The following is a 26,894-nucleotide window of genomic DNA, read 5'->3' as shown; positions in this document are numbered from 1 at the left end:
CGGTCCGCGCCGCCCTTACGCCGGATCGGCCCGCGACGCCGTACTGGGCATGCGTATCCTCAACGGCCAAGGCGAGATCCTGCGCTTTGGCGGGCAGGTCATGAAGAATGTGGCCGGCTATGATGTGTCGCGGCTGATGGTGGGGGCGCTGGGCACCCTCGGCGTCCTGCTGGATGTCACCCTCAAGGTCTTGCCCCGCCCCAGTCACAGCCTGACCCTGCGGCAGTCGGCAGCCCCCGCCGCCGCCATCCAGCGCATGAATCTCTGGGCCGGACAGCCCCTGCCGCTCTCCGCCACCGCTTATGATGGTGAACATTTGTATGTCCGTCTTTCGGGCATCGGGAGCGCCGTGCAGGCCGCACAAGCCCGGCTCGGTGGTGAGCGGTTGGCGGATGCCGAGGCGGCATCCTTCTGGGACGACTGGCGTGAGCAGCGCCACGTCTTTTTTCAGGGGGATGCGCCTTTGTGGCGCCTGGCCGTCGCCCCCGCCACACCGCCTCTGCCCCTCCCCGGCCAGACCCTGATCGAATGGGGCGGCGGCCAGCGCTGGTTGCGTGGCTTCCGTGATGCCACAGCCGTGCAGCGGTTGGCGGCGCAGCACGGTGGCCACGGGACGCTGTTTCGCGGCGGCGAGCGCGGCGGCGAAGTGTTTCATCCCCTCGCGCCACCACTGCTGGCGATACAACAACGACTCAAAGCCGCCTTCGACCCCCATACCCTGCTCAACCCCGGCCGCATGTTCGCCGCACTCTGAGGCCCGCCCATGCAAACCCAGATCGCCCCCCGCTTTCAGGACGACCCCGCTGTGGCCGAGGCCGACGCCATTCTGCGCACTTGTGTCCACTGCGGCTTTTGCACCGCCACCTGTCCCACCTACCAGATTCTCGGCGACGAACTGGATGGTCCACGCGGCCGCATCTATCTCATCAAGGAATTCTTCGCCGGGGCCCCGGCCACGGAGCATACCCTGACCCATCTGGACCGCTGCCTCACCTGCCGCGCCTGCGAAACGACCTGTCCATCCGGCGTGCGCTACGCGCGGCTGGCGGAAATCGGTCGCGAGTATATCGAAGCCGAAGTGGGCCGTCCGGCAGTGGAGCGGCTGAAGCGCCGACTGCTGCGTGCTATCGTCCCGCACCCGGAGCGCTTCCGGCTGCTGCTACAACTCGGCGATGCTTGCAAACCCCTGCTGCCGGAAGCCTTGGCGCGCAAGGTCCCGGCGCTGCCCAAACCCTTGTCGGCCAGATCCACCGTCTTGAAACCGGCCCACCAACGGCGGGTCATCGCCCTCGCCGGCTGCGTACAAAGTGTCATGACTCCGGCGACAGGGGCGGCGCTGGAACAGCTGCTCGGCACCCTCGGTATCGCCGCCGAGGTTCCGGCCAGCGCCGGCTGCTGTGGCGCGCTCAGTCTGCATCTCAACGCCCACGCCGAAGCCCGAGACTACATGCGCCGCAACATTGACGCCTGGTGGCCGCTGATTGAAGCCGGAGCCGAAGCCATTCTGGTCAGCGCCAGCGGCTGCGGTAGCATGGTCAAGGAATACGGGGAGGCGTTACAAGGCGATCCGGTGTATGCCGAAAAAGCCGCCCGCGTCGCCGCCCTGGCCCGCGACCCCAGCGAATGGCTCCTGGACCAGGCCGAGGAAATTCCCTTTGTGGCTGCCGATCGCGGCACCGTCGCCTTCCACGCCCCCTGTTCCCTGCAACACGCCCAGCGCCTGCAAGGGGGGATCGAAACGCTCCTGCAACGGGCGGGGTACCGCTTGACCGGCGTCCGCGACAGCCACCTCTGCTGCGGCTCGGCGGGTATCTACTCCATCCTGCAGCCCGTGCTGTCCCGGCAGTTACGCAATCAGAAGCTGGAGGCTTTGCAGGCCGAACAGCCGGATTGTATCGCTACGGCTAATGTTGGTTGTCAGATGCATTTGCAGAGTGGGTGTGCGATACCGGTGCGGCATTGGTTGGAGCTTTGTGCCGAGGCTCTGCAAAGATGAACCCGCTAAATGACCCCTGGAATGAGCCGGTAGGTGCGATAGCGGTATTCTTGATAATCGGGTCCGAACGCGACCGTCAGGATGTGTTCTTCTTTGGCGATTCGCCAGAGGTAGACCACAATGACGGGAAGGATGATCATGACCGCGGTGGTCAAGCAACCAAACGACAGCGCCAAGCCGGAGAAACACAGAAGCGCCCCCGTATAGGACGGATGGCGCACCATGCGGTACGGTCCATGCCGGATCAGTCGATGTCCCGGCTGGATGGCCAGGTCCACGGTGAAAAATCTCCTTAACGTCATGATTGCATATGACCTCAACAGTAATCCCGCCACCAGTAGCGAACAACCCACCCGCGGCAGATATAGCGCTATATGCGGCTCATGGCGGACTTCCGCCGCCACCATACAAGCCCAGCTTCCGACGCTGGCAAAGATCGCGGTGTTGAATATGCTTGAGGAGCCACCATCCTGTCTGTTCGCATGCATGGGTGACCGGAAAAAATATTCCAGATACAGTTCCAGCAATATCCATGCGGATAGCGCCGCCAACAATAAAACCGCCGATACCGTCATTCACCACCTTCTTTGATTTTTTGCCCGGTTGGTACAACCTTACGCCATATCGCTGCCGCGATGAACAGCTACGGCGCGCATCCCATAGATCTATGGGATCTCCGTCAATCCAGCCGTAGCCACCCCTTGCGATAAAATACCCACGCCGTCAGCGCTTCCACCACCAGCAGCCCGCCGGTCACCGCCGTAAAGCCATAACGCCAGTGTGGAAAAGGCCCTAGCGGCACATTCATGGCCGCGGCGCCCGGAATAAAGAGCGGAATCGTCGCGAGAATAATCAGCGCCGCCATGAACTTGAAGAGGTGGTTCACATTGTTGTGCACCACATAAGCATAAGACTCCAGCAGCTCATTGATGGTCGCCTGATCGCTGTCCACCTGATCCCGCACCTGGGACAGCTCGATGCGGGTGTCTTCATGGATTTCCATCAGGTCAGCATCCTCGGCGGGCAGGAAGTGGCCGATTTCACTGACCACGTACTCCAGTTGCAGCAGGCCCAGATCCAGTGCCAGCAGGCGATCATTGATGTCCAGACCGCGATATACCACGTCATGCCGTTGCGCCTGGCGCAGATCCCGTTCCACCACGGCCATCTCCCGGGCCACCGAACGCGCTGTGGGCAGATAATTGCGCGTGACTTCGGCGATGATGCGCAGCACCAGTTCCCAGCGTTTACGTGGTTTCCGCGGATCAATCAATCGGCTCAGGAAGGGAATCTCCCGCTCGGTCAGGGTGACAAAATAGCCGGGTACGAAATACAAACTCAGAGGTACCAGCGTGAATTGTCCTGCCGCGCCCTCTTTCGGTAGTGGCACCTGGAATTGCAGGGAAATCAATCGCTCTTCCTTGATCAGCGGGCGCGATGCCTCGCCTTCCAGGCGTTTGCGCAGAAAGCTCTCGGGGATGTCCAGGGTCGCCGCCGCCTGCGTCAGCTCGTTGGCCGAGGGGGCGACCAACGCCATCCAGCTCCGCCGGTTGGCGTTCCCGGACAGCAGACAATCGCGGGTGATGCGCATCATGGAGCCGCCCTCACATGGAAAAAAAGCCGTGTTTGCGCGCCCAGTGCGCGAACAGCCAGGTCACGCCAAAGACATAGGCGAGCAATCCGAACCAAAGGTAACGCCAATGCTCGAGGGGCAGGGGCGTCATCATGTGCCAGGGCATGATGAAAGCGATGGGCATCATGAGCAGGGCCAGCCATACTGTCATCACCTTCATCACCGTATGGGCATTGTTCTGGACAATGCCATTATAGGCATTGGTCACCGTCAGATAGCGCTCATGAATCAGATTCACGCCCTCTTCTATCCGGCGCTGCTCGCGCAGCGCCACGTCCAGCAACGGATAGACCGGTGATTCACCGGGTGTGGCACGCAGCGCATCGCGGAGAATGAGGCCGGTTTCCCGCAGGGCGATAACCAGTTCGCCGAGGTCTCGATTCAGGACCACAATCTGGCGCAGTTCGACGTTATCCATGGAGGTTTTGAGGGCCATGCGCAGCGCCTGCAAGCGTTCCACCAGCACCCGCGCCACCCGCTCGTGACTATAGATGACGTTCAGCAGCACGCGCTGCAGCACTTCGCCCATGGCGCTTTGCCGCAACTCGCCCAGCCAGTCCTGCTGCAGCGGCTGGATCAACGTTTCCTCGCCCAGAATCGCCAGACTCCGTGGCGTATGATGCAGAGTCAGGTGCGCCATCCGCGCCACCGTGCCGAACTGCGCATCTTCTTCCAGCAGCGCTACGGGCAGGCGCAGGGTTATCTCCTCATGCCGACAACAAAGACGTTGTTCTACGCAGTGCCGCAGCGCGGCTTCCAATTGCGGACACCGACCCACCTGCTCCGGCGTCAGCAGAAAAAGTCCGTCCGCCGTATAGCGTTCGGCGGCGACCCATGCCCCTGCGCTTTTATCGTAAAACTGGCAACCCATGGCGCGCGCTCAGATCCAGTCTCTCTTGCGGAAAATCATGAACAGCATCCCGGATATCGCAAATCCGCCCCCCATGAGTACCGGCCACGCATAAGTCCAATTCTGCAGGGGCAGGGGTACGTTCATCCCGTAGATGCTCGCCACCGTTGCCGGGGCCGCCACGACCACGGTCCAGGCCGTGATGATTTTCAGGGTGTTGCTGATATTGTTTTGCAGCACGCCGACATAGGCATCCATCATGTTGGTAATGGTGGAGGCGTAAATTTCGGTCATGTCCCGCGCCTGCTGAAGATCGATGAGGGCGTCGGCGATGTCTTCCAGGTCGCCCTCGCCTTGTTTGAGCAGCGGCAGGCGCATGGTTTGCTGCGCGACCGAGATATTACCTTTGAGCGCCGAAGAAAAGAGGATGAGGCTCTTGTTGAGCGCGAGAAGTCTAAAGAATTCGTTGTTGTTCTGAGAGTTGCGAAGTATTTTCTCGGTTGCGGCAATTTCGGTATTGATAATGCGCAGGGCGCGCAAATAGTCCCGTGCGATGGCCTGAAAAATCTCCGCCAGCAGCCCGCGCACATGCAGGGGCTTACCGCGTTGGCGCTGCCCGCGCAACTCGTCCCAGAGGGCGAGGGGCTGGGCACTGGCCGTCACCATCTGCTGGGGCAGGAGCCAGAGCCCCACGGGCAGGGTACGGAAGTGCAGTTCGGCGGCGGCCTGCATGGGGGCCGGCACCTTGAGGATGATCAGGACGATATCGCCCTCCCGCTCCAGACGCGGGCGCTCATCCTCGTCGGAAACGTCCTGAAACAGATAATCCGGCACCTGCAAATGCTTGGCGACAAAATCCAGCTCCGCGCTCGTCGGCGCCACCACCTGAATCCAGGTCGCGCTCGGTGGCCACTCGAAGTCGGCGGTGACTTTCAGTTCGGCATCCGTCTTTTCGTTAAACCAATGCAGCATTCCGCTCCCTCCGTGCGCCCTTCAGTTCGTTCATATCCAGCCTTTCCGCCTGAAAATCAGCGCCAGCCCGGTGGAAATGCTCGCCCCCAGACCCAGCACGATCCAAAAAATCCAGTCCGTCTTCTGGAACGGCAGGGTCGTATTTACGCCGTAGAGGGTCGCCAGCAGGCTCGGCACATAAAAGATCATGGCCAGCACCGTCACCACCTTCAGACCATGATTGATGTTGTTCTGCACCATGCCCGCGTAGGCGTCCATCATCGACGTACTGGTTCCGGCGTAGACCCGCGCCCGCTCATGGGCTACCTGCAATTCCAGCAGGGCGGTGTCGATCTGCTGGGCGGCGGGCAGATCGTCGCGGATTTCCGGCAAACGGGAAATCTTGAAGGCCGTGGCGATATTGCCGACCAGCGCCACCTCAAAGCGGGTCAGGCTTTTGCTGATCTCCAGCAGGGTGAAAAAGTCGCCATTGCTCTGGGTCCAGTCCAGTTGCTGCTCGTTGTCGTGGATGGCGGCATTGAGTTGATGCAGCGCGTCTTCGTAGCTCTGCGCCAGAATCTTGAGGATGGCGGCGAGGATTTCGACGCTTTCCGGCGGGCTGGAAAGATGCTCCATCTGCGCGAAAAAAGGCGATAACGGCGCCAAATCCCGGGCCAGCACCGTGGTAATCCGGTTCCCTTGCAGGATGATGCCCAGGGGCCGTTGTTCCCAGCTATCGGCATCCGCGTCATTACCTTTCACCGGGAATTGCAAGGTAATGAAGACGCGCGCGCCATCGCGGCGCAGCCAGGAGCGCTCATCAGGATCGAGGATATCCTGGGCAAAGTCCCAGTCGTCCGCCGCCTGCCCCGCCCGTTGCCAGTCCGCCGGAAGCGGCGCCGTGAGATGTTGCCAGCCGCCCGCCGCCGGTTCGGGCGCCGACGTCAGGGCATGCGAATCTGCTGGCAGGGACACATCCATGATGCTCTCCAGATCAGAAGCGGGCTATTTCGGCGCCGGTGCCCGGAGTCGGCGCTTATGGAGGGCGCCGCACGCCGTGCCCCTTGGACCGCAGGACGGAGCCTTTTATACTGGACTTTCCGTCATCCTGTAAAGGGAATACCGCCGTGAGCAGTGCGCAGCAGCCACCCGAAAGCAAAGCCTTTTTACCCCTCGCCATTGCCATCCTCACCGTTTCCGACAGCCGTACGCCAGCAACCGACAAGTCCGGTGACAAAATTGCCGAGCTCGCCAGTCAGGCCGGACACCGGATCGCCGTCCACCGGATCATCGCCGACGACGCCGAATGCCTGCGCGCGCAACTGCGTGACTGGATCGCCGACCCCGCCATCGACGTGATCATCGCCACCGGCGGTACCGGCGTCACCGGTCGCGACGTCACCCCCGAAGCCCTCGCCCCCCTCGTCAGCAAGCCCATCCCCGGCTTCGGCGAACTCTTCCGCATGCTCTCCTATCAGGAGATCGGCACCAGCACCATTCAGTCCCGTGCCGAAGCCGCCATCTGCGACGGCACCATCGTGTTCCTTCTTCCCGGTTCCACCGGCGGCGTCCGTCTCGGCATGGAGGCCATCATCATCCCGCAACTGGATATCCGGCACCGCCCCTGCAACCTCAGCGAACTGTTGCCGCGCATCCGCCACGAGCACTGAGGATCTGGCCATGACCGACGACGAAAAACGGACGCGCTGGGACGCCTGTTATGCGCAACGCGCCCTGTTTCTCTCCGTCGCCATTCTCCTGGGCGGTTGCGCCACTCAACCGGCCGCAACAACCCGGACGCCGGCCCCGAAGCCGGGCATCGCCCACACCCGTCATGCGACATTGGACTGGGTTGGCACCTATGCGGGTGTGCTGCCCTGCGCAGACTGCCTCGGCGTGCGTGAGATCATCACGTTACATAAAGATCACACCTATGAAATCACCACCCAATACGTGGGTCGTGATGACCAGCTTTTTCGGCGCGGGAATGTGTTCTCCTGGGTCGATGGCAACACCATCCGGCTGGAGGGCGTGAGCGCTGGGCCGGCGCTCTACCGTGTCGGCGCAAACCGGCTCACCCAACTGGGTAGGGATGGCAAAGTGATCAGGGGCCCCCTCGCGGCGCGTTTTATCCTGAAAAAAATTGCCAAAACCCGGCGGGAGCACGGATAATCCCGGCATGCAAAATCAATTTGATGTCATCGTCGTTGGCGGCGGTCACGCCGGGACGGAAGCGGCCGCCGCCGCCGCCCGTCTCGGAGTGCGCACACTCCTGCTCACCCAGAACCTCGACACCATCGGCCAGATGTCCTGCAATCCGGCCATCGGTGGTATCGGTAAGGGGCATCTGGTCAAAGAGGTCGACGCCCTCGGCGGCATCATGGCCCTCGCCATCGATCAGGCGGGTATCCAGTTCCGCACACTCAACGCCAGCAAGGGTCCGGCGGTACGCGCCACCCGCGCCCAGGCCGACCGCGGCCTTTACAAACGCGCGGTGCGGCGCCTGCTCGAAGACCTCCCCGCCCTGCAACTGTTCCAGGGCATGGTCGGCGATCTGCTCATGGAGGGTGATGCGCTCGCGGGCGTCGTCCTCGAAACGGGATTGGTGCTGCGCGCACCCCAAGTCGTCCTCACCACGGGGACTTTCCTCGGGGGCCGGGTGCACATGGGTGACCAGAATTACGCCGCCGGCCGTGCCGGCGACCCGCCTTCCAACGCCCTCGCCCAGCGCCTGCGCGCGATGGCCTTTCCGGTGGCGCGCCTGAAGACCGGTACGCCGCCGCGCATCGACGGTCGCAGCATCGACTACAGCGTACTGGAGGCGCAGCCCGGCGACACTCCGCCGCCCGCCTTCTCCTTTATGACCCAGCGCATCGCGGTGCCCCAGCGCGCCTGCCATATTACCCATACCAACATTCGCACCCACGAGATCATCGCCGCGAATCTGCACCAGTCGGCCATGTATGGTGGCCACATTCAGTCGGTGGGCCCGCGTTACTGCCCATCCATCGAAGATAAGGTCGTGCGCTTCGCCGCCAAGAATTCCCACCAGATCTTTCTGGAGCCGGAAGGCCTCGATACCCACGAAGTTTATCCCAACGGCATCTCCACCAGCCTGCCCTTTACCGTGCAGGTGGAACTGGTGCGCAGTATGCGCGGTCTGGAGAACGCCGTTCTCCTGCGTCCCGGTTATGCCATCGAGTACGACTACCTCGACCCTCGCGACCTCCACCTCAGCCTCGAAAGCCAGCGCCTGCCCGGTCTTTTCTGTGCGGGTCAGATCAACGGTACCACCGGCTACGAAGAGGCCGCGGCGCAGGGGCTGCTCGCCGGACTCAACGCCGCCCGCCGCGCCCGCGACCTCGCGGCGTGGACGCCCGGCCGCCATGAGGCTTATCTGGGGGTGATGGTGGATGACCTCGTCACCCGCGGTCTCGACGAGCCCTACCGCATGTTCACCAGCCGCGCCGAGTATCGCCTGCAACTGCGCGAAGACAACGCCGACCTGCGCCTGACTCCCCATGGCCGGGCGTTGGGGTTGGTAAATGACACGCGCTGGACGGCCTTCAGTACCAAGCAGGACATCGTGCAGGCGGAGCGCCGCCGCCTTGCAGGCCTGCGCATCCACCCCGGCAGCGCCAGCGCCGGGCGTATCGCGGCGAAGACGGAGCAGCCCCTCTCCCGCGATGTTAGCGCCCTCGAACTCCTCCGCCGCCCCGATTGGGATTACGTCAGCCTGCTCAACGCCATCGAACTGCCTCTTTGTACGGATGCCCAGGCCCGGGAGCAACTGGAGATCGAATGCAAATACGCCGGCTACGTCGCCCGCCAGCACGATGAGATCACCCGCGCCGCGCGCTGGGAGGGCACGGATATCCCCGCCGACATGGACTACGCCGCGGTGCGCGGCCTCTCTGCCGAAGTGCTGCAGCGTCTCGCCCGTCAGCGGCCCCAGACCATTGGCCTGGCCAGCCGCATCCCTGGTGTCACCCCGGCGGCCATCTCTCTACTCCTGATCCACGTGAAACGTCGTGGTCTGCAGCAGGCCGGCTGATTCCGATGGCCAAGCCGGAGCGATCTCCGCAGGTGTTGCGCGCCCGTCTGGATGCCGGACTGGCGGCCCTCGGCCTCGACCATGTTGAGGCCGAGCAGCGTAATCTGCTGGTCCGCTATCTCGCTCTCCTGCAGCGTTGGAATGCGACCCACAACCTGACGGCGGTGCGCGATCCCCTGGAGATGGTGCCCCGCCATCTGCTGGACAGTCTGGCGGTGCTACCCTACCTGCCGGCGGGCGCGGTGGTGGATATCGGCAGCGGCGCCGGATTGCCCGGTATCCCCCTGGCCATTTGCCGCCCGGCGCAACCGTTTACTCTGGTTGAACCGGCGGCCAAGCGGGTGGCCTTCCTCCGCCATGCCGTCGCGGACCTCGGCCTGGCCAACGTGCAAGTCGCTCCACAGGGCAGCGAAGACTACCACCCCGATTCCCTCCCGCAAGTCATTATCAGCCGCGCCACCGCGCCCCTTGTCCGTCTCGACGCCATGACCCGGCACTTGCAGGGTCCGCACACGCGGGTGCTCGCTCAGAAGGGTCCGGGTGTCGAGGCGGAGTTGGCCGCTTGGCCGCGTGCCGCGACCCTCCGCATCGCTCGTCAGGAACTCGCTGTTCCCGACCTGCCGCCCCGTCTGCTGCTTTCCTGGGAGGTGTCCGTAACCACGCCCTAGCCCCCTGCGCCGCTACGGGGTACTCTAAGGGCAACCACTGTCGAAGATGGAAGTCCATCCAGTCATCATGCGCACTGTCGCTATTGCCAATCAAAAGGGAGGGGTGGGTAAGACCACCACCGCCGTCAACCTGGCCGCCGGACTGGCCCAGGTGGGCAAACGCGTCCTCCTGATCGATCTCGATCCCCAGGCCAACGCCACTACCGGCCTTGGTTTCGGCGGCGGCGCGACGTCGACCATTTACCACGTCCTCCTCGGCGAATTGCCGCTGAGCGCGGTGCTGCTGAACGCATCTCCGGCGGGTCTCTCTCTCGCGCCCTCCAGCCCCGATCTGGCCGGGGCGGAGGTTGAGCTTTATGGCCGCCCCAACCGTGAGCGCTATCTTAAAAATGCGCTGGCCCCAGTGAATGACTTCGAATATGTGCTGATCGACTGCCCGCCCGCGCTCAATATGCTGACCATTAACGCACTGGTCGCCGCAGATGGCGTGCTGATTCCCATGCAGTGCGAATATTACGCCCTCGAAGGCCTGGCCCAGTTGCTCGGCACCGTGCGCCGGGTGCGTGCGCAACTCAATCCACAGCTCGAAGTGCATGGCCTGCTGCGAACCATGTTCGACATGCGCAATCGCCTCTCCTCCGAAGTAGGGCTGGAGCTGGAGCGCCATTTCCCGGATAAACTCTATCGTACGGTGGTTCCCCGCAATATCCGCTTGGCCGAAGCCCCCAGTTTTGGCCGCGCCGCTTTGGAATATGATCCGGCCTGTGCCGGGTCGCAGGCCTATCAGGGTGTCGCCGCTGAGTTTTTACGTCGCGAGTGGGTGGAGTGAAGCGGGTCGGTCTCGGGCGCGGACTGGACGCCCTCTTCGCCAGTGAAGGGAACGCGGGCGGCGCCATGCGCGAAGTTCCCGTTGATCTGCTGCAACGCGGCCGTTATCAGCCACGCGGTTTGATCAGCGAGGAGTCTCTGGAAGAGCTTGCCGCCTCCATCCGCAGTCAGGGGGTGGTGCAGCCCATCGTTATTCGGGCCATCGGCGGCGGTCGCTACGAAATCATTGCCGGTGAGCGCCGCTGGCGGGCCGCGCAGTTGGCCAACCTCAGCCATATCCCCGCGGTGATCCGGGAGTGCAGTGACGAACAAGCCCTCGCCATCGGCATTATCGAAAATATCCAGCGCCAGGCCCTTAATCCCCTGGAAGAAGCCCAGGCCCTGCAACGCCTGCTCGACGAGTTTGGCCTCAGTCACGAAGCGCTGGCGGAATCTCTGGGTCGTTCCCGTGCCGCCATCAGCAATCAGTTGCGCCTGCTGCGCCTTTGTCCAGATCTCCATCCTCATGTCGAAAATGGCGCCCTCAGCGCGGGACACGCCCGCGCCCTGTTGACCTTGCCGGACGGGCGCCAGGTGCGGCTTGCGGAAAAAGTCGTCCGTGAGGCCCTGAGTGTGCGGGCCACCGAGCGACTGGTCCAGGCCGAGGGCCGGGCCAAAGCACCCAAGGCCGAGCCGGACCCCAATATCGCCGCGCTTTCTGCCCGAATCGCCGCGCACCTGGGGCTGTCCGTCGAGCTGCGTGCGCAAGGGCGGGGCGGCGAGTTACGGATTCGCTGGGATGATCCGGAACAGGAGGCGGGGCTTTTTCAGCTCCTGGGCGTGTCGCTCGATGATGATGAAAGCTGATATTCCTCTCTTGACGGGCTGCACCAGCCTGTTTAGACTCTGCGCGTATTCAAGACCCGCCCATTGAAAGAGCAAGAAAAACAAACGGGGATGGTGAATTTTTCGTCCTATGTTGGGCGAGTGACTGCAACAGTGTTGACGTTGGCCCTGCTGCTGGCCGCCATAGCGGCTTGGCGCTGGGGGCGAGAAGCCGCCTACGCAGTACTCTTTGCCGCATTTTTGAGCGTGATCAACATGCTCATTTTGGGTGGACGCCTTATCGCGCTCCCCGCCTCCACGCAACGCGCTGCACAGCGCCTGGGCGGAGCGGTGTTGCAGCGCTGGATTATCACCATCCTCGGACTGATTTTTGCGATATTCTGGTTGCACCTGCCGGTTGTCGGGCTGGTCGCCGGATTCTTGCTGACCCATTTCGTATTTTTGGCATTTCTGGTGCGGGAACGTTCCAGGCAAAGGAGTTAAGCGTGGCATCAGGCGATATCGCCCATCACCTCGTAAACTGGTCCATCGGCGAAGGCTTCTGGACCTTTAATCTCGACACCATCGTCATGGGTTGGGTCATGGCCGCCATTCTGGTCATCACCGCCATGGTGGTTGGCGCACGTTTGCAGGCCAGCGTCCCCAGCGGGATGCAGAACTGGCTGGAGGGCGTGGTCGATTTCATTGACGACCTGGTGCAAGGCAGTTTCCCCGTTAAAGATCCTTTGATCGCGCCCGTCGCGATAACGGTTTTTCTCTGGATTCTGTTGATGAACAGCCTGGATGTTATCCCCGCCTACCTACCCGGTATGATCGCGCACTGGTTTGGGATCACGGAGTTCCGCATCACCCCGACCGTCAATCTGAATACGACGCTGGGCGTGGCCATCGCGATCTTCCTGCTGATGGTGGCGACCAATCTGCGCGTCAAGGGGTTCTCCTACTTCAAGACCTATCTGACCCATCCCTTCGGTATCTGGCTGGCGCCGATGAATATCATCATGTCGCTGATTGAAGAAATCACCAAGCCGTTGAGCCTTGGTCTGCGACTTTTCGGCAACATGTTCGCCGGTGAGCTGGTCTTCCTGCTGCTGGCCATGCTGCCCTGGTGGGGAGAATGGGCTTTGGGCGAGGTCTGGTCCCTGTTCGAAAGTTTGATCATCATCCTGCAGGCGTTCATTTTCACCGTGCTGACCGTGGTTTACCTCGGCATGGCGAACATGCAGGATCATTAACAAGTTTATTATTCCACTTTGCGACACTTGTAAGGAGTTATCATGGACGCACATACCATCATCGTTGCTGCTACTGCCATTGCCGTAGGTATCATTTTTGGCGCCGCTGGTCTGGGTTCCGCCATTGGCTGGGGTCTGATCACCTCAAAGACCATCGAAGGCATCACCCGCCAGCCGGAAATGCGCCCGCAGTTGCTGGTGAATACTTTCATCTTTGCCGGTTTGATGGAGTCTTTCCCCTTCATTATTCTGGCCTTCGGCTTCTGGTTCCTCTTCGCCAACCCGTTCCTGGTGGGCTGATGCTGGACCGGCTGAGCCGGCCCACTTTCAAGTGAGGTAGTCATGAATCCGGTAGGTATCAATGGAACACTGATCATTCAGTTGATCACCTTCGTCATCCTGGTGGCGTTGTTGTACAAGTATATGTACGGTCCTCTGCGCAGGGTCATGGACGATCGTCGTGCGAAAATTGCCGATGGCCTGGCAGCAGCGGAACGTGGTAAGGAAGAAATGGCCCTGGCGCAAAAGCGGGCGACAGAACTGCTCCGTGAAGCCAAGGAAAAGGCGATGGAAATTGTCGCCAACGCCGAGCGTCGTGGTGTGGAACTGCGCGAAGAGGCCCAGAGTAAGGCGCGGGAGGAGGCCGATCGCATCATCGCCGGCGCGCGCGCTGAAATCGACGTCGAAACCAACCGGGCGCGTGAAGTGTTGCGCGGTCAGGTGGTGGACCTGGTGGTCGATGGCACCCAGCGCATCCTGCATCGGGAAATCGACGATAAGACGCATCGCGACATCATCGACCGCATGGTCGGCCAATTGTGAGGAGACCCCCATGGCCGATCTGATCACGGTGGCGCGCCCCTATGCCGAGGCGCTTTATGGTTTGGCGAAAGAGAGCGGCCAGGAACAGGCTTGGGCGGATGCTCTGCGGGTACTTGCCGCGATGATCGCGGATGCGCAGGCGCAGGCTTTTCTGAGTGATCCCGAGCGTGCCGACGCCGAAAAAGTGGCGCTGCTCAGTGCGGCGCCAGTAAAGGTGGATAGCAAGGCTTGGGAGGCATTCCTGGCTTTGTTGATCCACCATGATCGGTGGCCCGCGACGGCCGAGATCGGCACGCTTTTCGATGAAGCCCTGCGGCACGCAGAGGGCATTGTCGACGTTCTGGTCACCAGCGCCGTCGCCCTGGATGCCAATCAGAAGACGACCGTGCAATCGGCGCTGGAGCGCCGTTTTGCCGGTCGCCAGGTCGCGTTCCGGGAATCGGTGGACGCCGCTTTGATTGGTGGCCTAGTTATTCATACGGGTGATCTCACCATAGATGCCTCCGTGCGTGGACAAGTGCAGCAACTTGCCCGAACCCTTCGCAGCTAAGTCTTGAGGAAATAGTATGCAACAACTGAATCCATCGGAAATCAGTGAACTGATCCGCGCACGGATCGCCGGCTTCGAAGGCCGTGTCGAAACGCGCTCGCAGGGCACTATCATCAGCTTGAGTGACGGTATTCTTCGTATTCACGGTCTGGAAGACGTGATGTACGGTGAAATGCTGGAACTCCCCGGCGGCCGCTTCGCGCTGGCCATGAACCTGGAACAGGATAACGTCGGCGCGGTAGTGCTCGGCGAATTCTCCGGCCTCGAAGAGGGCGGCGTCGTCAAGTGTACGGGCAGGGTCATGCAGGTTCCCATCGGCAAGGCGCTGCTGGGTCGCGTGGTGAATGCCCTGGGCCAGCCTATCGACGGTAAAGGCCCCATCGAAACTGAGGAATACGACGTTCTCGAAAAAATCGCGCCCGGCGTGGTCGAACGGCAAAGCGTTGATGAGCCCATGCAGACGGGTATCAAGGCAATTGACGCCATGGTGCCAATCGGTCGTGGTCAGCGCGAGTTGATCATTGGCGACCGGCAGACCGGCAAGACCGCGGTCGCCGTCGATGCCATCATCAATCAGAAAGGCAAGGATGTGCAGTGCATCTATGTCGCCGTCGGTCAGAAGGCTTCGACCGTCGCTGGCGTGGTGCGCAAGCTCGAGGAGCACGGCGCGATGGAGTACACCACGGTGATCGCCGCCAACGCTTCGGAGTCCGCCGCCATGCAGTATCTGGCGCCCTATGCCGGCTGCACCATGGGCGAATACTTCCGCGACCGCGGTATGAATGCCCTGATCGTGTATGACGATCTTACCAAGCAAGCCTGGGCCTATCGCCAGATCTCCTTGTTGCTCCGCCGGCCGCCTGGCCGTGAAGCCTATCCTGGTGATGTGTTTTACCTGCACTCCCGTTTGCTGGAGCGCGCGGCGCGCGTCAACACCGATTTCGTCGAGAAATTCACCAACGGTGCAGTGAAGGGCAAAACCGGTTCTTTGACCGCCCTGCCCATCATCGAAACCCAGGCGGGTGACGTCTCGGCCTTCGTGCCCACCAACGTGATTTCCATCACCGATGGCCAGATCTATCTGGAAACCGACCTCTTTAACTCCGGTATCCGTCCGGCTATCAATGCCGGTTTATCGGTATCGCGGGTGGGTGGCGCGGCGCAGACCAAGATCATCAAGAAGCTGGGCGGCGGCATTCGTCTGGATCTCGCGCAGTATCGCGAACTGGCGGCCTTCGCGCAGTTTGCTTCGGATCTGGATGAAATCACCCGCAAGCAGATCGAGCGCGGCAAGCGTGTCACCGAGTTGCTGAAGCAGGACCAGTTCTCGCCCATGTCGGTGGCCGAACAGTCGGTGGCGCTCTTCGCCGCCAGCAGTGGTGCGCTGGATGATGTCGAAGTGGCCCATGTGCGCCCTTTCGAGAAGGCACTCCTGGCTTACCTGCACAGCAATGACAAGGACCTGATGGCCGGGCTTGAAGAGAAAAAAGAGCTGACGGACGACTTCAAGAAGCGGCTCGACGCGGCGATCAAGCAGTTCAAGTCCAGTTCGACGTACTAGGAGAGTAGCATGGCCAATGCCAAGGAAATCCGCGGACAGATCAAGAGCGTTAAAAACACGCGCAAGATCACCCGTGCCATGGAGATGGTGGCTGCGAGCAAGATGCGGCGCGCGCAGGAGCGGATGCGCGCCGCCCGTCCCTATGCGGAGAAAATTCGTGAGGTATTGGGACATCTGGCGCAGGCGCATCCCGAGTACGAACATCCGTTGATGCAGGTGCGTCCCATCAAAAAGGCGGGCTTTATCGTGGTGACCACGGATCGCGGCCTCTGTGGCGCGCTCAATGTGAACGTGCTGCGCAATGTCGTCCACAAGATGCACGACCTCCACGAGCAGGGCATCAGCTCTGATCTCGCGGTCATGGGTAACAAGGGGCTGGGCTTCCTGCGGCGCCACGGCGCCCATCTGGTCGCGGAGCTCAACGGCTTGGGTGACAAACCGCATCTGGCCGATATGATCGGACCCATCCGGGCGATGGCGGATGCTTACGCCAGGGGTGAGGTCGACGTGGTGTACCTGGTCTCCTCCCGCTTCGTGAATACGATGTTGCAGCGGGCTACGGTCGAACAGTTGTTGCCGGTGGAAAAGCCTGAGGTGCTCGCGGAACCTCGCGCGGAGATGTGGGATTACATCTACAAGCCCGAAGCCCGTCCGGTATTGGATCGCTTGTTGCAGCGCTATGTGGAATCAGTGGTGTATCAGGCGGTCATCGAGCATCTGGCCTGTGAGCAGAGCGCGCGTATGGTTGCCATGAAAAACGCCTCGGATAACGCCAAGCGCATGGTGGGCGACCTGCAGTTGGCTTACAACAAGGCGCGCCAGGCAGCCATTACTCAGGAAATCGCAGAGATCAGCGCCGGTGCGGCGGCGGTCTGACGATTGTGCACAGCATTTTTGGAATTTTTGAGGGTTAAATCATGAGCGAAGCGGTTGCTAAAGAAAACGCCGTCGGCCATATCGTCCAGGTGATCGGGCCGGTGATCGACGTGGCCTTTCCTCGCGGGCAGGTCCCGGAGATTATGGAGGCCATCGTGGTCAGCGACAAAAACCTGACCATCGAAGTGCAGGCCCAGTTGGGTGACGGCGTGGCGCGCGGTATTGCCATGGGTCCCAGCGAAGGCCTGAAGCGCGGTCTGGCCGTGAAACGTACCGGTGCGCCCATCAGCGTGCCGGTGGGTCACGGCACGTTGGGCCGCATCATGGACGTCCTCGGTGACCCCGTGGACGGCAAGGGTCCGGTACAGACGGAGGAGCGCAAGGCCATACATCGTCCGGCACCGGCATTTGATGAGTTGGCGGCGAGCACCGAGGTGCTGGAAACCGGCATCAAGGTCATCGACCTGGTCTGTCCTTTCGCCAAGGGCGGTAAGGTCGGCCTCTTCGGTGGCGCGGGTGTGGGCAAGACGGTGCTCATGATGGAGCTGATCCGCAACATCGCTATCGAGCACACCGGTTACTCGGTGTTCGCCGGCGTCGGTGAGCGCACCCGTGAAGGCAACGACTTCTACCATGAAATGACCGATTCCGGCGTGTTGGACAAGGTCGCGCTGGTTTACGGGCAGATGAATGAGCCGCCCGGCAACCGCCTGCGCGCCGGCCTGACCGGTCTGACCATGGCGGAGCATTTCCGTGATGAGGGCCGCGATATTCTGATGTTTATCGATAACATCTTCCGCTACACCCTGGCCGGTACCGAAGTGTCGGCGCTGCTTGGGCGTATGCCTTCCGCCGTGGGATATCAGCCGACGCTGGCCGAAGAAATGGGCAGGTTGCAGGAGCGTATCACCTCGACCAAGGTGGGCTCCATTACCTCTGTGCAGGCCGTTTACGTGCCTGCGGACGACCTCACCGATCCGTCCCCGGCGACGACCTTTGCCCACCTGGACGCCACGGTGGTACTGTCGCGGCAAATCGCGGAGCTGGGTATCTACCCCGCCCTTGATCCGCTCGACTCCTTCAGCCGTCAGCTCGACCCGGCGATTGTCGGTCAGGAGCACTACGATGTGGCCCGTTCCTGCCAGAAGACGCTGCAGCGTTACAAAGAGTTGCAGGATATCATCGCCATTCTCGGCATGGACGAGCTGTCGGAGGACGACAAGCTGCTGGTCTCCCGGGCGCGCAAAATCCAGCGCTTCCTGTCGCAGCCCTTCTTCGTCGCGGAAGTGTTCACCGGCAGCCCCGGTACCTATGCCTCATTGAAGGAGACGATCCGCGGCTTCAAGGCGATCGTGGCCGGTGAGTACGATCATCTGCCCGAGCAGGCCTTCTACATGGTAGGTACCATCGACGAAGCCATTGCCAAGGCCCAGAAGCTGCAACAGGGCTAAGCCATGGCGATGACCATAGATGTGCAGGTCGTCAGTGCCGAGGGCAGCATCTACTCGGGGGTCGCCGATATGGTGGTGGCCCCCGGCGAGATGGGCGAACTCGGCATTCTGCCGCGCCATGCACCGCTGCTGACCGGGCTGCGTCCAGGTGAGTTGCGGATTATACATGGCGCGGAGACGGAGTATCTCTTCGTCAACGGCGGCGTGCTGGAAATTCAACCGCACCTGGTGACGGTGCTGGCCGATTCGGCGGAGCGCGCGACGGACATCGATGAGGCCAAGGCCATGGCGGCCAAGCAGGCTGCTGAAGCCCGGATGGCCGGCCAGGCGGATCGGATGGAGTACGCGGCGGCTCAGGCGGAATTGCTTGAGCAGATCGCGCGTCTGAAGACGGTGCAACGTTTGCGGGAACAGGGGCTGCTGCGCTAACGCTCCGGCGAGATCGCATGCTGGTTCAGACGTATCATACAGACCCCGGTCGCCATCAGGCGGCTGGGGTTTATTTATGGTAAGGCAGTTGGGCCGGAATGTTGGCGGATTTTGCGGAGGTGAATAGCGCTATGTTGACGGATATCGTAATACTCGCCGCCGGGCAGGGGACGCGTATGCGCTCCGGCCTGCCCAAGGTGTTGCAAGCGCTCGGGGGCAAACCAATGCTCGCCCACGTGCTGGCTACAGCGGCGGAGTTGTCGCCACGGCGTATCCATGTAGTGACCGGTTTCGGCGGCGATGCCGTGCAGGCCGTCTTCCCTGACGCGCAGGCGATCTGGTGGACCCAGGCGCAGCAGCTCGGCACCGGCGATGCGCTGAAATCGGCGTTGCCGGGTCTCACGGGAGCGGACCGGGTACTGGTGCTGTACGGCGATGTACCGCTCTTAACGGTCGCGACACTGCGCGAATTTCTCCAGCAAACTCCGGCATCAGCACTTGGGCTGACGACCGCATCGCTCAGCGCACCCCACGGTTACGGGCGGATTCTCCGCGATGCGGACGGCCAGGTGCAGGGTATCCGTGAGCACAAGGACTGTCAGCCGGACGAAAGGGTCATCCGCGAAGTGAATCTTGGGATGATGATATTGCCGGTGGCGCCTCTGCAGGGCTGGTTGCAAGGACTGTCTGCACGCAATGCCCAGGGCGAGATGTACCTGACGGACGTGGTGCTGGCAGCACGGGCGGATGGCTACGCCGTCTGGCCCTTTACGCTGGTGGATGCGACCGAAGCCCTGGGGGTGAATGACCCCATGCAGTTGGCGGATCTGGAGCGCGTGTTTCAGCGGCAGCAACTGCGTGCTCTGCAAATGCAGGGATTACGGGTGGCGGATCCGGCGCGGATAGACATCCGTGGTGAGGTCACCTGCGGCCAGGACTGCTGGGTGGATCCCAACGTCTTGTTTGTTGGCGAGGTGCATCTGGGTGACCGCGTACGCGTGGGTAGCGGTGCGATTTTGCAGGATGCACAGATTGGCGACGACGTGGAGATTTTGCCCTACAGCCTCATCGAAGGTGCGCGAATTGCCGCCGGGGCGCGGATTGGACCTTTTGCGCGGATTCGCCCCGGAACGGAGATCGGCGAAGCCGCGCATATCGGTAACTATGTCGAGGTAAAGGCCTCAAAAATTGGTGCCGGCAGCAAAGCCAATCACCTGAGCTATATCGGCGATGCGGAGATCGGTACCGGAGTGAATGTGGGCGCGGGCACGATTACCTGCAATTATGACGGTGCCAACAAGTACCGCACCATTATCGGCAATGATGTGTTCATCGGTTCGGACAGTCAGTTGGTGGCGCCGGTGACCGTTGGCGATGGCGCCACCATTGGTGCGGGCAGCACCATCACCAAAGAGGTTCCAGCGGGTGGTTTGACGCTGAGTCGCAGTCCGCAGCGTACCATTCCGTATTGGCAGCGGCCACGGCGTGAGAAAAAATAGCGCCAGGTAGTACCGGCATCGTCTTCGATTACAGGGGAGCAGAATTATGTGCGGGATTGTCGGTGGAGTGAGCCAAACAGATTTGGTCCCCATGATTCTGGAGGGGCTGCGGCGTTTGGAGTATCGCGGCTATGACTCGGCCGGCTTGGCGATCCTGAAAGAGGGGACGCAAGGCGCGGATTTGCTGCGGGTGCGCAGCGTGGGGCGCGTCGCCGAATTGGCTGCCGCGGTTGCCGAGCGTGGCTTGCAGGGTCAGGTGGGCATCGGCCACACGCGCTGGGCCACCCATGGTGGCGTCGCCGAATGCAACGCACATCCCATGATCTCCCATGAGCAGATCGCTGTGGTCCATAACGGCATCATCGAGAACTTTCATGCCTTGCGCGCCCGTCTGGAAGCGGCGGGATACACCTTCACCTCCGAGACCGATACGGAGGTCATCGCGCATCTGGTACACCATTATCGGCGGAGCGCGTCAGACCTGTTCACGGCGACCCGCTTGGCGGTGGGTGAGCTGCGCGGCGCTTATGCCATCGCGGTGATTTCAAGCAGCGACCCGGAGAGCGTGTGCGTGGCACGGATGGGCTGCCCGCTGCTGCTGGGCATTGCCGATGACGGGCATTACTTCGCCTCGGATGTGGCGGCGTTGCTGCCGGTGACCCGGCGTGTGCTGTATCTGGAAGATGGCGATGTGGCCTTGCTGCGGCGGGAGGCCTTGCGGATTACTGATCAGGCCGGAGTGCCACGGCAGTGTGAAGAACATTGGAGTCAGCTCAGTGCGGCGGCTGTTGATCTGGGACCTTATCGTCACTTCATGCAGAAAGAAATCCACGAGCAACCCCGCGCCCTGGCCGACACCCTGGAGGGCGCGCTGAACAGCCAGCTCGATCTGGCGGATCTCTGGGGCGCGGACGCCGCGGACGTTTTCCGGGATGTGGATAGCGTACTGTTCCTGGCTTCCGGCACCAGTCACTACGCGACACTGGTGGGGCGCCAGTGGCTGGAAAGCATTGCCGGGATTCCGGCGCAGGCCGAGCTGGGGCACGAATATCGTTACCGGGATTCCATTCCGAACCCGCGCCAGTTGGTGGTGACTCTCTCGCAATCCGGCGAAACGCTGGATACTTTCGAGGCCTTGCGCCGTGCCAAGGATCTCGGCCATACCCGCACGTTGGCCATCTGCAATGTCGCGGAGAGCGCCATTCCGCGGGCGTCGGCGCTGCGCTTCCTGACCCGGGCCGGTCCCGAGATCGGCGTGGCCTCGACCAAGGCGTTCACCACCCAGCTGGCGGCACTTTATCTGCTGGCCCTGTCCCTGGCCAAGGCGCAGGGGTGTCTGCACGATGCGCAGCAGGCTGATCATCTGGATGCTTTGCGGCAATTGCCGGGCAGTGTCCAGCACGCCCTGAATCTGGAGCCGCAGATTCAGGGCTGGGCGGCGCGCTTTGCCAGCAAGGATCATGCACTTTTTCTGGGGCGCGGCTTGCACTACCCCATCGCGCTGGAAGGGGCGCTCAAACTCAAGGAAATCTCCTATATCCATGCCGAGGCTTATCCCGCGGGCGAGTTGAAGCACGGCCCCCTGGCCCTGGTGGACCGCGACATGCCGGTGGTAGTGATCGCGCCCAATGACCGCCTCCTCGAAAAGCTGGCCGCCAACATGCAGGAAGTCCACGCCCGTGGCGGTGAGCTTTATGTATTCGCTGATTCGGACAGCCACTTTAACGCCAGCGAGGGCGTGCATGTGCTGCGTCTGCCGCGTCATGCCGGTCTGCTCTCCCCCATCGTCCACGCTATCCCTGTGCAGTTGCTGGCCTATCACGCGGCGCTGGTGAAGGGTACCGATGTGGACCGGCCGCGTAACCTCGCGAAGAGCGTGACGGTGGAGTGATGCGGCATCCATCGGCGCGCAAATTGTTAACGGACAAAAAAGTATCATCCCGGACAAAATAGTTTCATCCTGAACAAAAAAGTATCATCCTCGACAAAAAAGTATCATCCTGTGTTTTCAGCTTTGGAGTGAAGGTGTATGCTGACTCACAGATCATCAGGTTGGGGATACCTGCTATGGCTCGCCGGCGTTACGCGTTTGATGAAGACAAAATCGTGCGCTTCCAGAAAGAAGGGCGAGGGCGAGGCCGCGGTACAAGTTACAAGCCGTGGCTGACCATACAGGATGTGGCCTCCCATGGCCGCTCACATCGAATTGCCGGAATCAAGACCGGCCGCGTACACCACCTCCTCTCCGACATTGAGCGAGATACTTTTTACCAGTTTGACTGGGCGGATACCGTTACGGACATCCGCGAGCAGTATCCCCTCGACCGTGAATACACCCGCCGTATTGCCGCGGATCTCGATATAAAGCATCCGCGAGACGCCGCTACAGAAATAGTCATGACTACGGATTTTTTGGTCGATATCGCTTATGAAGGGAAGCTGAAGCAGTTGGCCCGTGCCGTCAAGCCCGCCAGCGAACTCGAGAAACCTCGCGTCATCGATAAGCTGGAAATCGAACGGCGCTATTGGGTACAGCAGGGCGTGGACTGGGGAATCATTACTGAGCGAGATATCCCCGAAGCAATAGTCACCAACATTGCATGGCTGCATCCCTATATTACCCTTGACCAATTGACCGCGCCTTACGAAGGTTACTATCAAGAAAAGGCACGCCTGCTGTTGCGGGCACTCCCGTCCCATCCCGCAACCACCTTGAGGCAATTCTGTCTGGCCATGGACCAGCAACTTGCTATGCATGTGGGCGACAGTCTCCTGCTTATCCGTCACCTCTTGGCACGGAAGGCGATTTCCTGTCCCATGGATACGGCTATTACGGACACCTGGCCATTGCGTCAATTTCAGGTGCCCACGGATGAATCCAGGAGGGCCAGCGGATGAAGGATTTGTCTGTGAATCTTTTGCTGGAGTTTCCGGAGGAACACCGAGTTGAGCGTGTGCTCTGGATTGATCCGGGAATGCGGGGTCTGTATGTCATCGACATTCGCGATGCCAATGCCCTGCCAGAATTCTATCAAGCGGAGGAAATGGAGAAGATGCGCGATGCCGGCGAGTGGCGTGTGGTTGAGAATGACCCATGGCTACTCGCACTGGCGGATGAAAACATATCAGATGTCTACCGGGACAAACGCGACTCCGCCTGGGAGACGATTCGTCCGCTGATTTTTGATCAACCGGCCATTTTCGATGCCATTGCCCGTAGTGAAGCGGTTAAAAGAGGCATGGAAGAATCTGGAGTAACCAAGCAAACGATTTACCGTTTTTTGCGCCGGTATTGGCAGCGCGGCATGACACCCAACGCTCTACTGCCTGATTATGCGCGGTGTGGTGGGCTGGGCAAAGACAAGTCCGTTTCTGAAAAAAAACGCGGGCGCATTCCTGATCGAGACGATCTGGGCGTCAACGTGACGTCAGAGATGCGGCAGCTATTTCGCGCTGTTGCCACAAAGAAGTTCATCACCAATAGTCAGTTGGATTTTCGGGGTGCCTACGACGAGCTGATTGCCGATAATTTTTGCGAACGCGTCATCAACGAACACACCGGCCAGCAGGAACTGGTTCCGCAAAAATATATTCCCAGCTTGCGGCAATTCCGCTACTGGTATGAGAAGGATAACGACGTCTTCCGTCTGGATCGTATACGCCGCACCCCCAGAGTATATGACAAGGATATGCGGGCAATCCTGGGATCCTCCACGGCCGAAACCGTTGGCCCGGCATCGCGTTATCAGATTGATGCCACCATCGCGGACGTATACCTGGTTTCCAGATACGACCGCACCATGATCGTGGGGCGACCCGTACTCTATATCTTGATAGACGTTTTCAGCAGAATGATTACGGGCGTATACGTGGGCCTGGAAGGTCCGTCCTGGGTCAGTGCGATGATGGCGCTGACGAACGCCGTAACGTCAAAAGTGGCCTATTGCCGTCAGTTCGGTGTTGATATTCAGAACGCGGATTGGCCGTGTCAGGCCATGCCCGACGTATTGCTGGGCGATAAGGGAGAAATTGCGGGCAAGACCATAGAGACGCTCATCAAGAATTATCAGGTGCACGTCGAGAATGCCGCACCGTACCGGGCGGACTGGAAAGGCATCGTGGAACAGCGGTTTCGTTTGCTTCCCGCGCGTTTCAAGGCCTTTACGCCGGGCTTTGTTGCTCCGGATTACCAAGAGCGCGGCGCCAGGGACTACCGCCTCGACGCGACTCTCGATATAGACCAGTTCACCCGCATCATTCTCTGCTGCATTCTGTATTACAACAATCAGCACCCGCTCAGTGAATATGAAAAGTCACCGGATATGATCGCCGACCGGGTACCGGAAATTCCTTGCGAGTTGTGGGAGTGGGGTGTTGCCCATCGTAGTGGTAGCTTACGCGCATTCGCGCCGGAAAAAGTCCAGTTGAGCTTGATGCCGAGCGACGATGCGACCGTCACCGCTACAGGAATCCGCTATGCGACCTGCTTTTACACCTGTGAAAAAGCGATGGAAGAGCACTGGTTCGAACGCGCACGCCAAAAGGGACGCTGGAAAGTTCGCATCTCCTATGATCCTCGCCACATGGACGAGATTTATCTGCACGAAGACGTCAAGCGCGGGAAATTTATCCCCTGCACGCTCACAGAGAAAAGCCGTCATCATCGGGGTCGAATGCTATGGGAAATTCTTCAGGTAAATGGCGAAGAGAGGCGAAGCCAAAGGAATCATGAGCCGCAAGCCCTTCGTGGCCGCATCAACTTGAATGAAAAAATTAAGGGGATCGTGAATGAGGCGGAAGCCATGCGATCGGAAGCACCCCCACCCTCTGGCAGCGCGCGTCAGCGGATAGGAAACATCCGCGAAAATCGTAGCAAGGAGAGTCAGGAAAACAGAAAGCGGGAGGCTTTCAGGATGCTTCCTCCCGGTGAGGAAGCGCCGGGAACTGCGGCAGTCCTGCCTTTTCCCAAAACAAAAGAGACCGACGATTATCGTCTCCCCGGGATAGCGGATATTATGCGCGGGCAACGGGAGGATCAGGGCGATGACGACCACGGCGGATGAGGACCTCACGTTGCCCGAATATCGGGATAACCCCTTTATCGCGAAATTGCCGCCTCCCATGTCAACGCATGATGCCTTGCTGGCCATGGCGGCTCCACCCACCTTCAACGCGGCGGAGCGTGATTATCCCGCGCATCTGCGCGCCCATTGCATCTCGCGGCTTAAAGGCTATTTTGAGCCGCTGGAAACCCACCTCAGCCTGGAAGCAAAATTTGGCCTTCTGATCCGTCAAGGTTATCTGTGTCGCAACCCCACCACGGCTGACTATACCCGCCGCGTCCGGGAAGGCGCTACCCGGGTATTTGAAAAGGATCTCATGGCCGGCGGACGTTCTGTCCGGTCAACCGCGAGCAGTTTTGCGCTGATTGGATGTTCCGGCATTGGCAAAAGCTACGGCATGGCCAGAATATTGGAGTTATATCCGCAAAAAATTCACCATGCCGAGCCCCGCAGTCTCGACCAAGTGGTTTGGCTCAAGCTGGATAGTCCGCACAAAGGGTCGCCCAAGCAGCTTTGCATCAGCTTCTTTCGGAGCATGGATGACTTGTTGGGCACGCGTTATAGCGCGCAATTTGGGAGTAGTCGGCGATCTGTCGATGAGATGATGGTGCATATGGCGCATGTCGCGAACCTGCACGCATTGGGTGTGCTGATTGTCGATGAAATCCAGCACATTCGGGAAGCGCCAGGTACTGGGGCCGAAGCGCTGTTGAACTTCCTCGTGACCCTGGTGAATACCATTGGTATCCCGGTGATCCTCATCGGCACGATGGGCGCGCTGCCCCTGTTGCAGGGAGACTTCCGGCAGGCACGTCGCGCGAGCGGTCTGGGGAGTCTGGTTTGGGAGCGCATGGAGAACGAGCCGACCTGGAATTACTTTGTCGAGCGAATGTGGACCTACCAGTGGACGCGGGAGATATCGCCGCTCACCGACGAAGTCCGTCAGGTGTTATATGAAGAGAGCCAGGGGATTGTGGACGTGTTGATCAATCTCTTCATGATGGCGCAGCTGCGCGCCATTCAGCTCGGGGTTCTGAACCGTCGCCCTGAACGTATCGACGCTGGTCTGCTGCGACAGGTGGCTAGTGAGCACATGCGGCTTATCGCGCCCATGATCAATGCGTTGAAACGTGGGGATCGCGAGGCGATCGCACAATATGATGACATCCGCCCCATGCAGGACCAGGTTCTGCAGGTGTTCAGCGACGCGCTGAGTTGCATGCCAGGGCAACCTGTCCTCGCCACCCGCTCTCCGGTGGCTTCGGCCACGACCGAAAAGGCGGCAAGCACGAATCTGGATGTGCGCGGCATCCTTCTGCCTATTTTGGAACAGCTCGGGTTGGCTGGGGACATCGCGGAAATCCTGGTGGCGGAAGCCGAAGCAGAGCATCCGGGCCTGTCCGCGCTAGATCTCGTGGGCATTATTACGGCTAAATTACGTGATCGCGCACCCGCCAATTCCTCTAAGAAACCGCGCAAGTCGACTACAAGCGCTACTAAAACCGCGAAAACACTCCTTCCCGTGGATGCGCAGGACCTCCGGACGATCATCTCGGCCAAAAAAGGGGGCGTATCCGCTTACGATGCATTGCTTGCGGCGGGC

28 protein-coding genes are annotated in these 26,894 nt (G+C 60.7%); 22 read left to right on the top strand and 6 right to left on the bottom strand.

The window, feature by feature from the left end:
- Together glcE and glcF are read left to right on the top strand one after the other, a co-directional pair.
- Window positions 1-754 (top strand): glycolate oxidase subunit GlcE (glcE, locus tag HF921_RS03605; RefSeq protein WP_215893323.1); only part of this gene is annotated, 754 nt, incomplete at its 5' end.
- Between the two features lie 9 nt (window positions 755-763).
- Entirely contained in the window at window positions 764-1,996 is a 1,233-nt protein-coding gene (gene glcF, locus HF921_RS03600) for a glycolate oxidase subunit GlcF (protein ID WP_215893322.1), read from the top strand.
- Between the two features lie 5 nt (window positions 1,997-2,001).
- Here glcF and HF921_RS03595 read toward each other — a convergent pair whose 3' ends face one another.
- The 6 genes from HF921_RS03595 to HF921_RS03575 all read right to left on the bottom strand — a co-directional run bounded on the left by HF921_RS03595 (window position 2,002) and on the right by HF921_RS03575 (window position 6,411).
- Window positions 2,002-2,403, bottom strand: coding sequence for a methyltransferase family protein (locus tag HF921_RS03595; RefSeq protein WP_226834315.1), 402 nt, complete (start codon window positions 2,401-2,403; stop codon window positions 2,002-2,004).
- Window positions 2,378-2,608 carry a hypothetical protein gene (locus HF921_RS13295; RefSeq protein ID WP_226834316.1) on the bottom strand — a complete coding sequence of 77 codons (231 nt, stop codon included), beginning with the start codon at window positions 2,606-2,608 and terminating at the stop codon, window positions 2,378-2,380. Before HF921_RS13295 ends, HF921_RS03595 begins: the two co-directional genes overlap by 26 nt.
- A 67-nt stretch (window positions 2,609-2,675) precedes the next feature.
- Window positions 2,676-3,590 (bottom strand): CorA family divalent cation transporter, encoded by a 915-nt coding sequence (locus tag HF921_RS03590; RefSeq protein ID WP_215892115.1) that lies wholly within the window; start codon window positions 3,588-3,590, stop codon window positions 2,676-2,678.
- A gap of 10 nt (window positions 3,591-3,600) precedes the next feature.
- Window positions 3,601-4,500: a CorA family divalent cation transporter gene (locus tag HF921_RS03585; protein WP_215849581.1), complete on the bottom strand. Its 900-nt coding sequence runs from the start codon at window positions 4,498-4,500 to the stop codon at window positions 3,601-3,603.
- A 9-nt stretch (window positions 4,501-4,509) separates the two neighbouring features.
- Window positions 4,510-5,451 (bottom strand): magnesium transporter CorA family protein, encoded by a 942-nt coding sequence (locus HF921_RS03580; protein WP_215849582.1) that lies wholly within the window; start codon window positions 5,449-5,451, stop codon window positions 4,510-4,512.
- A 30-nt stretch (window positions 5,452-5,481) separates the two neighbouring features.
- On the bottom strand, window positions 5,482-6,411 hold the full coding sequence (locus HF921_RS03575; RefSeq protein WP_215893320.1) for a magnesium transporter CorA family protein: 930 nt from the start codon (window positions 6,409-6,411) through the stop codon (window positions 5,482-5,484).
- Between the two features lie 83 nt (window positions 6,412-6,494).
- Here HF921_RS03575 and moaB point away from each other — a divergent pair, with 83 nt between their 5' ends.
- From moaB to HF921_RS03475, 20 genes are all read left to right on the top strand, one after another.
- A complete protein-coding gene (gene moaB, locus HF921_RS03570; protein ID WP_226817544.1) occupies window positions 6,495-7,100 on the top strand; it encodes a molybdenum cofactor biosynthesis protein B in 606 nt (201 codons plus the stop codon).
- Between the two features lie 10 nt (window positions 7,101-7,110).
- Window positions 7,111-7,602 carry a copper resistance protein NlpE gene (locus HF921_RS03565; protein WP_215893319.1) on the top strand — a complete coding sequence of 164 codons (492 nt, stop codon included), beginning with the start codon at window positions 7,111-7,113 and terminating at the stop codon, window positions 7,600-7,602.
- 7 nt (window positions 7,603-7,609) lie between these two features.
- On the top strand, window positions 7,610-9,484 hold the full coding sequence (gene mnmG / locus HF921_RS03560) for a tRNA uridine-5-carboxymethylaminomethyl(34) synthesis enzyme MnmG (RefSeq protein ID WP_215893318.1): 1,875 nt from the start codon (window positions 7,610-7,612) through the stop codon (window positions 9,482-9,484).
- A gap of 5 nt (window positions 9,485-9,489) precedes the next feature.
- A complete protein-coding gene (gene rsmG / locus HF921_RS03555; RefSeq protein ID WP_215859847.1) occupies window positions 9,490-10,152 on the top strand; it encodes a 16S rRNA (guanine(527)-N(7))-methyltransferase RsmG in 663 nt (220 codons plus the stop codon).
- A 46-nt stretch (window positions 10,153-10,198) separates the two neighbouring features.
- Window positions 10,199-10,981: a ParA family protein gene (locus HF921_RS03550; protein WP_081258093.1), complete on the top strand. Its 783-nt coding sequence runs from the start codon at window positions 10,199-10,201 to the stop codon at window positions 10,979-10,981.
- Window positions 10,978-11,826, top strand: a complete 849-nt coding sequence (locus HF921_RS03545) for a ParB/RepB/Spo0J family partition protein (RefSeq protein ID WP_064219384.1) — start codon at window positions 10,978-10,980, stop codon at window positions 11,824-11,826. Before HF921_RS03550 ends, HF921_RS03545 begins: the two co-directional genes overlap by 4 nt.
- A 63-nt stretch (window positions 11,827-11,889) precedes the next feature.
- Window positions 11,890-12,288, top strand: a complete 399-nt coding sequence (locus HF921_RS03540) for a hypothetical protein (protein ID WP_226817545.1) — start codon at window positions 11,890-11,892, stop codon at window positions 12,286-12,288.
- 2 nt (window positions 12,289-12,290) lie between these two features.
- On the top strand, window positions 12,291-13,040 hold the full coding sequence (gene atpB, locus HF921_RS03535) for a F0F1 ATP synthase subunit A (protein ID WP_215893317.1): 750 nt from the start codon (window positions 12,291-12,293) through the stop codon (window positions 13,038-13,040).
- Window positions 13,041-13,082: 42 nt separating this feature from the next.
- Window positions 13,083-13,340 carry a F0F1 ATP synthase subunit C gene (gene atpE / locus HF921_RS03530; RefSeq protein WP_064219381.1) on the top strand — a complete coding sequence of 86 codons (258 nt, stop codon included), beginning with the start codon at window positions 13,083-13,085 and terminating at the stop codon, window positions 13,338-13,340.
- A gap of 42 nt (window positions 13,341-13,382) precedes the next feature.
- Complete coding sequence (atpF, locus tag HF921_RS03525) at window positions 13,383-13,862, top strand: F0F1 ATP synthase subunit B (RefSeq protein ID WP_215859849.1); 480 nt, start codon at window positions 13,383-13,385, stop codon at window positions 13,860-13,862.
- Between the two features lie 10 nt (window positions 13,863-13,872).
- The gene (locus HF921_RS03520) at window positions 13,873-14,412 is read left to right on the top strand and encodes a F0F1 ATP synthase subunit delta (RefSeq protein ID WP_064219379.1); all 540 of its coding nucleotides are present in this window, start codon (window positions 13,873-13,875) and stop codon (window positions 14,410-14,412) included.
- Window positions 14,413-14,428: 16 nt separating this feature from the next.
- Window positions 14,429-15,973 (top strand): F0F1 ATP synthase subunit alpha, encoded by a 1,545-nt coding sequence (gene atpA / locus HF921_RS03515; protein WP_215849589.1) that lies wholly within the window; start codon window positions 14,429-14,431, stop codon window positions 15,971-15,973.
- A gap of 9 nt (window positions 15,974-15,982) precedes the next feature.
- Complete coding sequence (atpG, locus tag HF921_RS03510; RefSeq protein WP_215893316.1) at window positions 15,983-16,849, top strand: F0F1 ATP synthase subunit gamma; 867 nt, start codon at window positions 15,983-15,985, stop codon at window positions 16,847-16,849.
- Window positions 16,850-16,890: 41 nt separating this feature from the next.
- Complete coding sequence (gene atpD, locus HF921_RS03505; protein WP_064219376.1) at window positions 16,891-18,300, top strand: F0F1 ATP synthase subunit beta; 1,410 nt, start codon at window positions 16,891-16,893, stop codon at window positions 18,298-18,300.
- Between the two features lie 3 nt (window positions 18,301-18,303).
- Complete coding sequence (locus HF921_RS03500) at window positions 18,304-18,729, top strand: F0F1 ATP synthase subunit epsilon (RefSeq protein ID WP_064219375.1); 426 nt, start codon at window positions 18,304-18,306, stop codon at window positions 18,727-18,729.
- Window positions 18,730-18,860: 131 nt separating this feature from the next.
- Window positions 18,861-20,228 (top strand): bifunctional UDP-N-acetylglucosamine diphosphorylase/glucosamine-1-phosphate N-acetyltransferase GlmU, encoded by a 1,368-nt coding sequence (gene glmU, locus HF921_RS03495; protein WP_215893315.1) that lies wholly within the window; start codon window positions 18,861-18,863, stop codon window positions 20,226-20,228.
- Window positions 20,229-20,274: 46 nt separating this feature from the next.
- Window positions 20,275-22,119 (top strand): glutamine--fructose-6-phosphate transaminase (isomerizing), encoded by a 1,845-nt coding sequence (gene glmS / locus HF921_RS03490; RefSeq protein WP_215893314.1) that lies wholly within the window; start codon window positions 20,275-20,277, stop codon window positions 22,117-22,119.
- 176 nt (window positions 22,120-22,295) lie between these two features.
- Entirely contained in the window at window positions 22,296-23,126 is an 831-nt protein-coding gene (locus HF921_RS03485) for a TnsA endonuclease C-terminal domain-containing protein (protein WP_215893313.1), read from the top strand.
- Window positions 23,123-25,291 carry a Mu transposase C-terminal domain-containing protein gene (locus tag HF921_RS03480; RefSeq protein ID WP_215850198.1) on the top strand — a complete coding sequence of 723 codons (2,169 nt, stop codon included), beginning with the start codon at window positions 23,123-23,125 and terminating at the stop codon, window positions 25,289-25,291. The genes HF921_RS03485 and HF921_RS03480 overlap by 4 nt, the downstream gene beginning before the upstream one ends.
- Window positions 25,272-26,894 (top strand): ATP-binding protein (locus HF921_RS03475; RefSeq protein WP_215854635.1); only part of this gene is annotated, 1,623 nt, incomplete at its 3' end. The genes HF921_RS03480 and HF921_RS03475, both read left to right, overlap by 20 nt.

Origin of the sequence: Acidithiobacillus ferriphilus, assembly GCF_018854775.1 — a bacterium.
GTDB lineage: Bacteria > Pseudomonadota > Gammaproteobacteria > Acidithiobacillales > Acidithiobacillaceae > Acidithiobacillus > Acidithiobacillus ferriphilus.
Note: the sequence above shows the minus strand (reverse complement) of the source record. Positions and strands in the feature narration are given on the sequence as shown.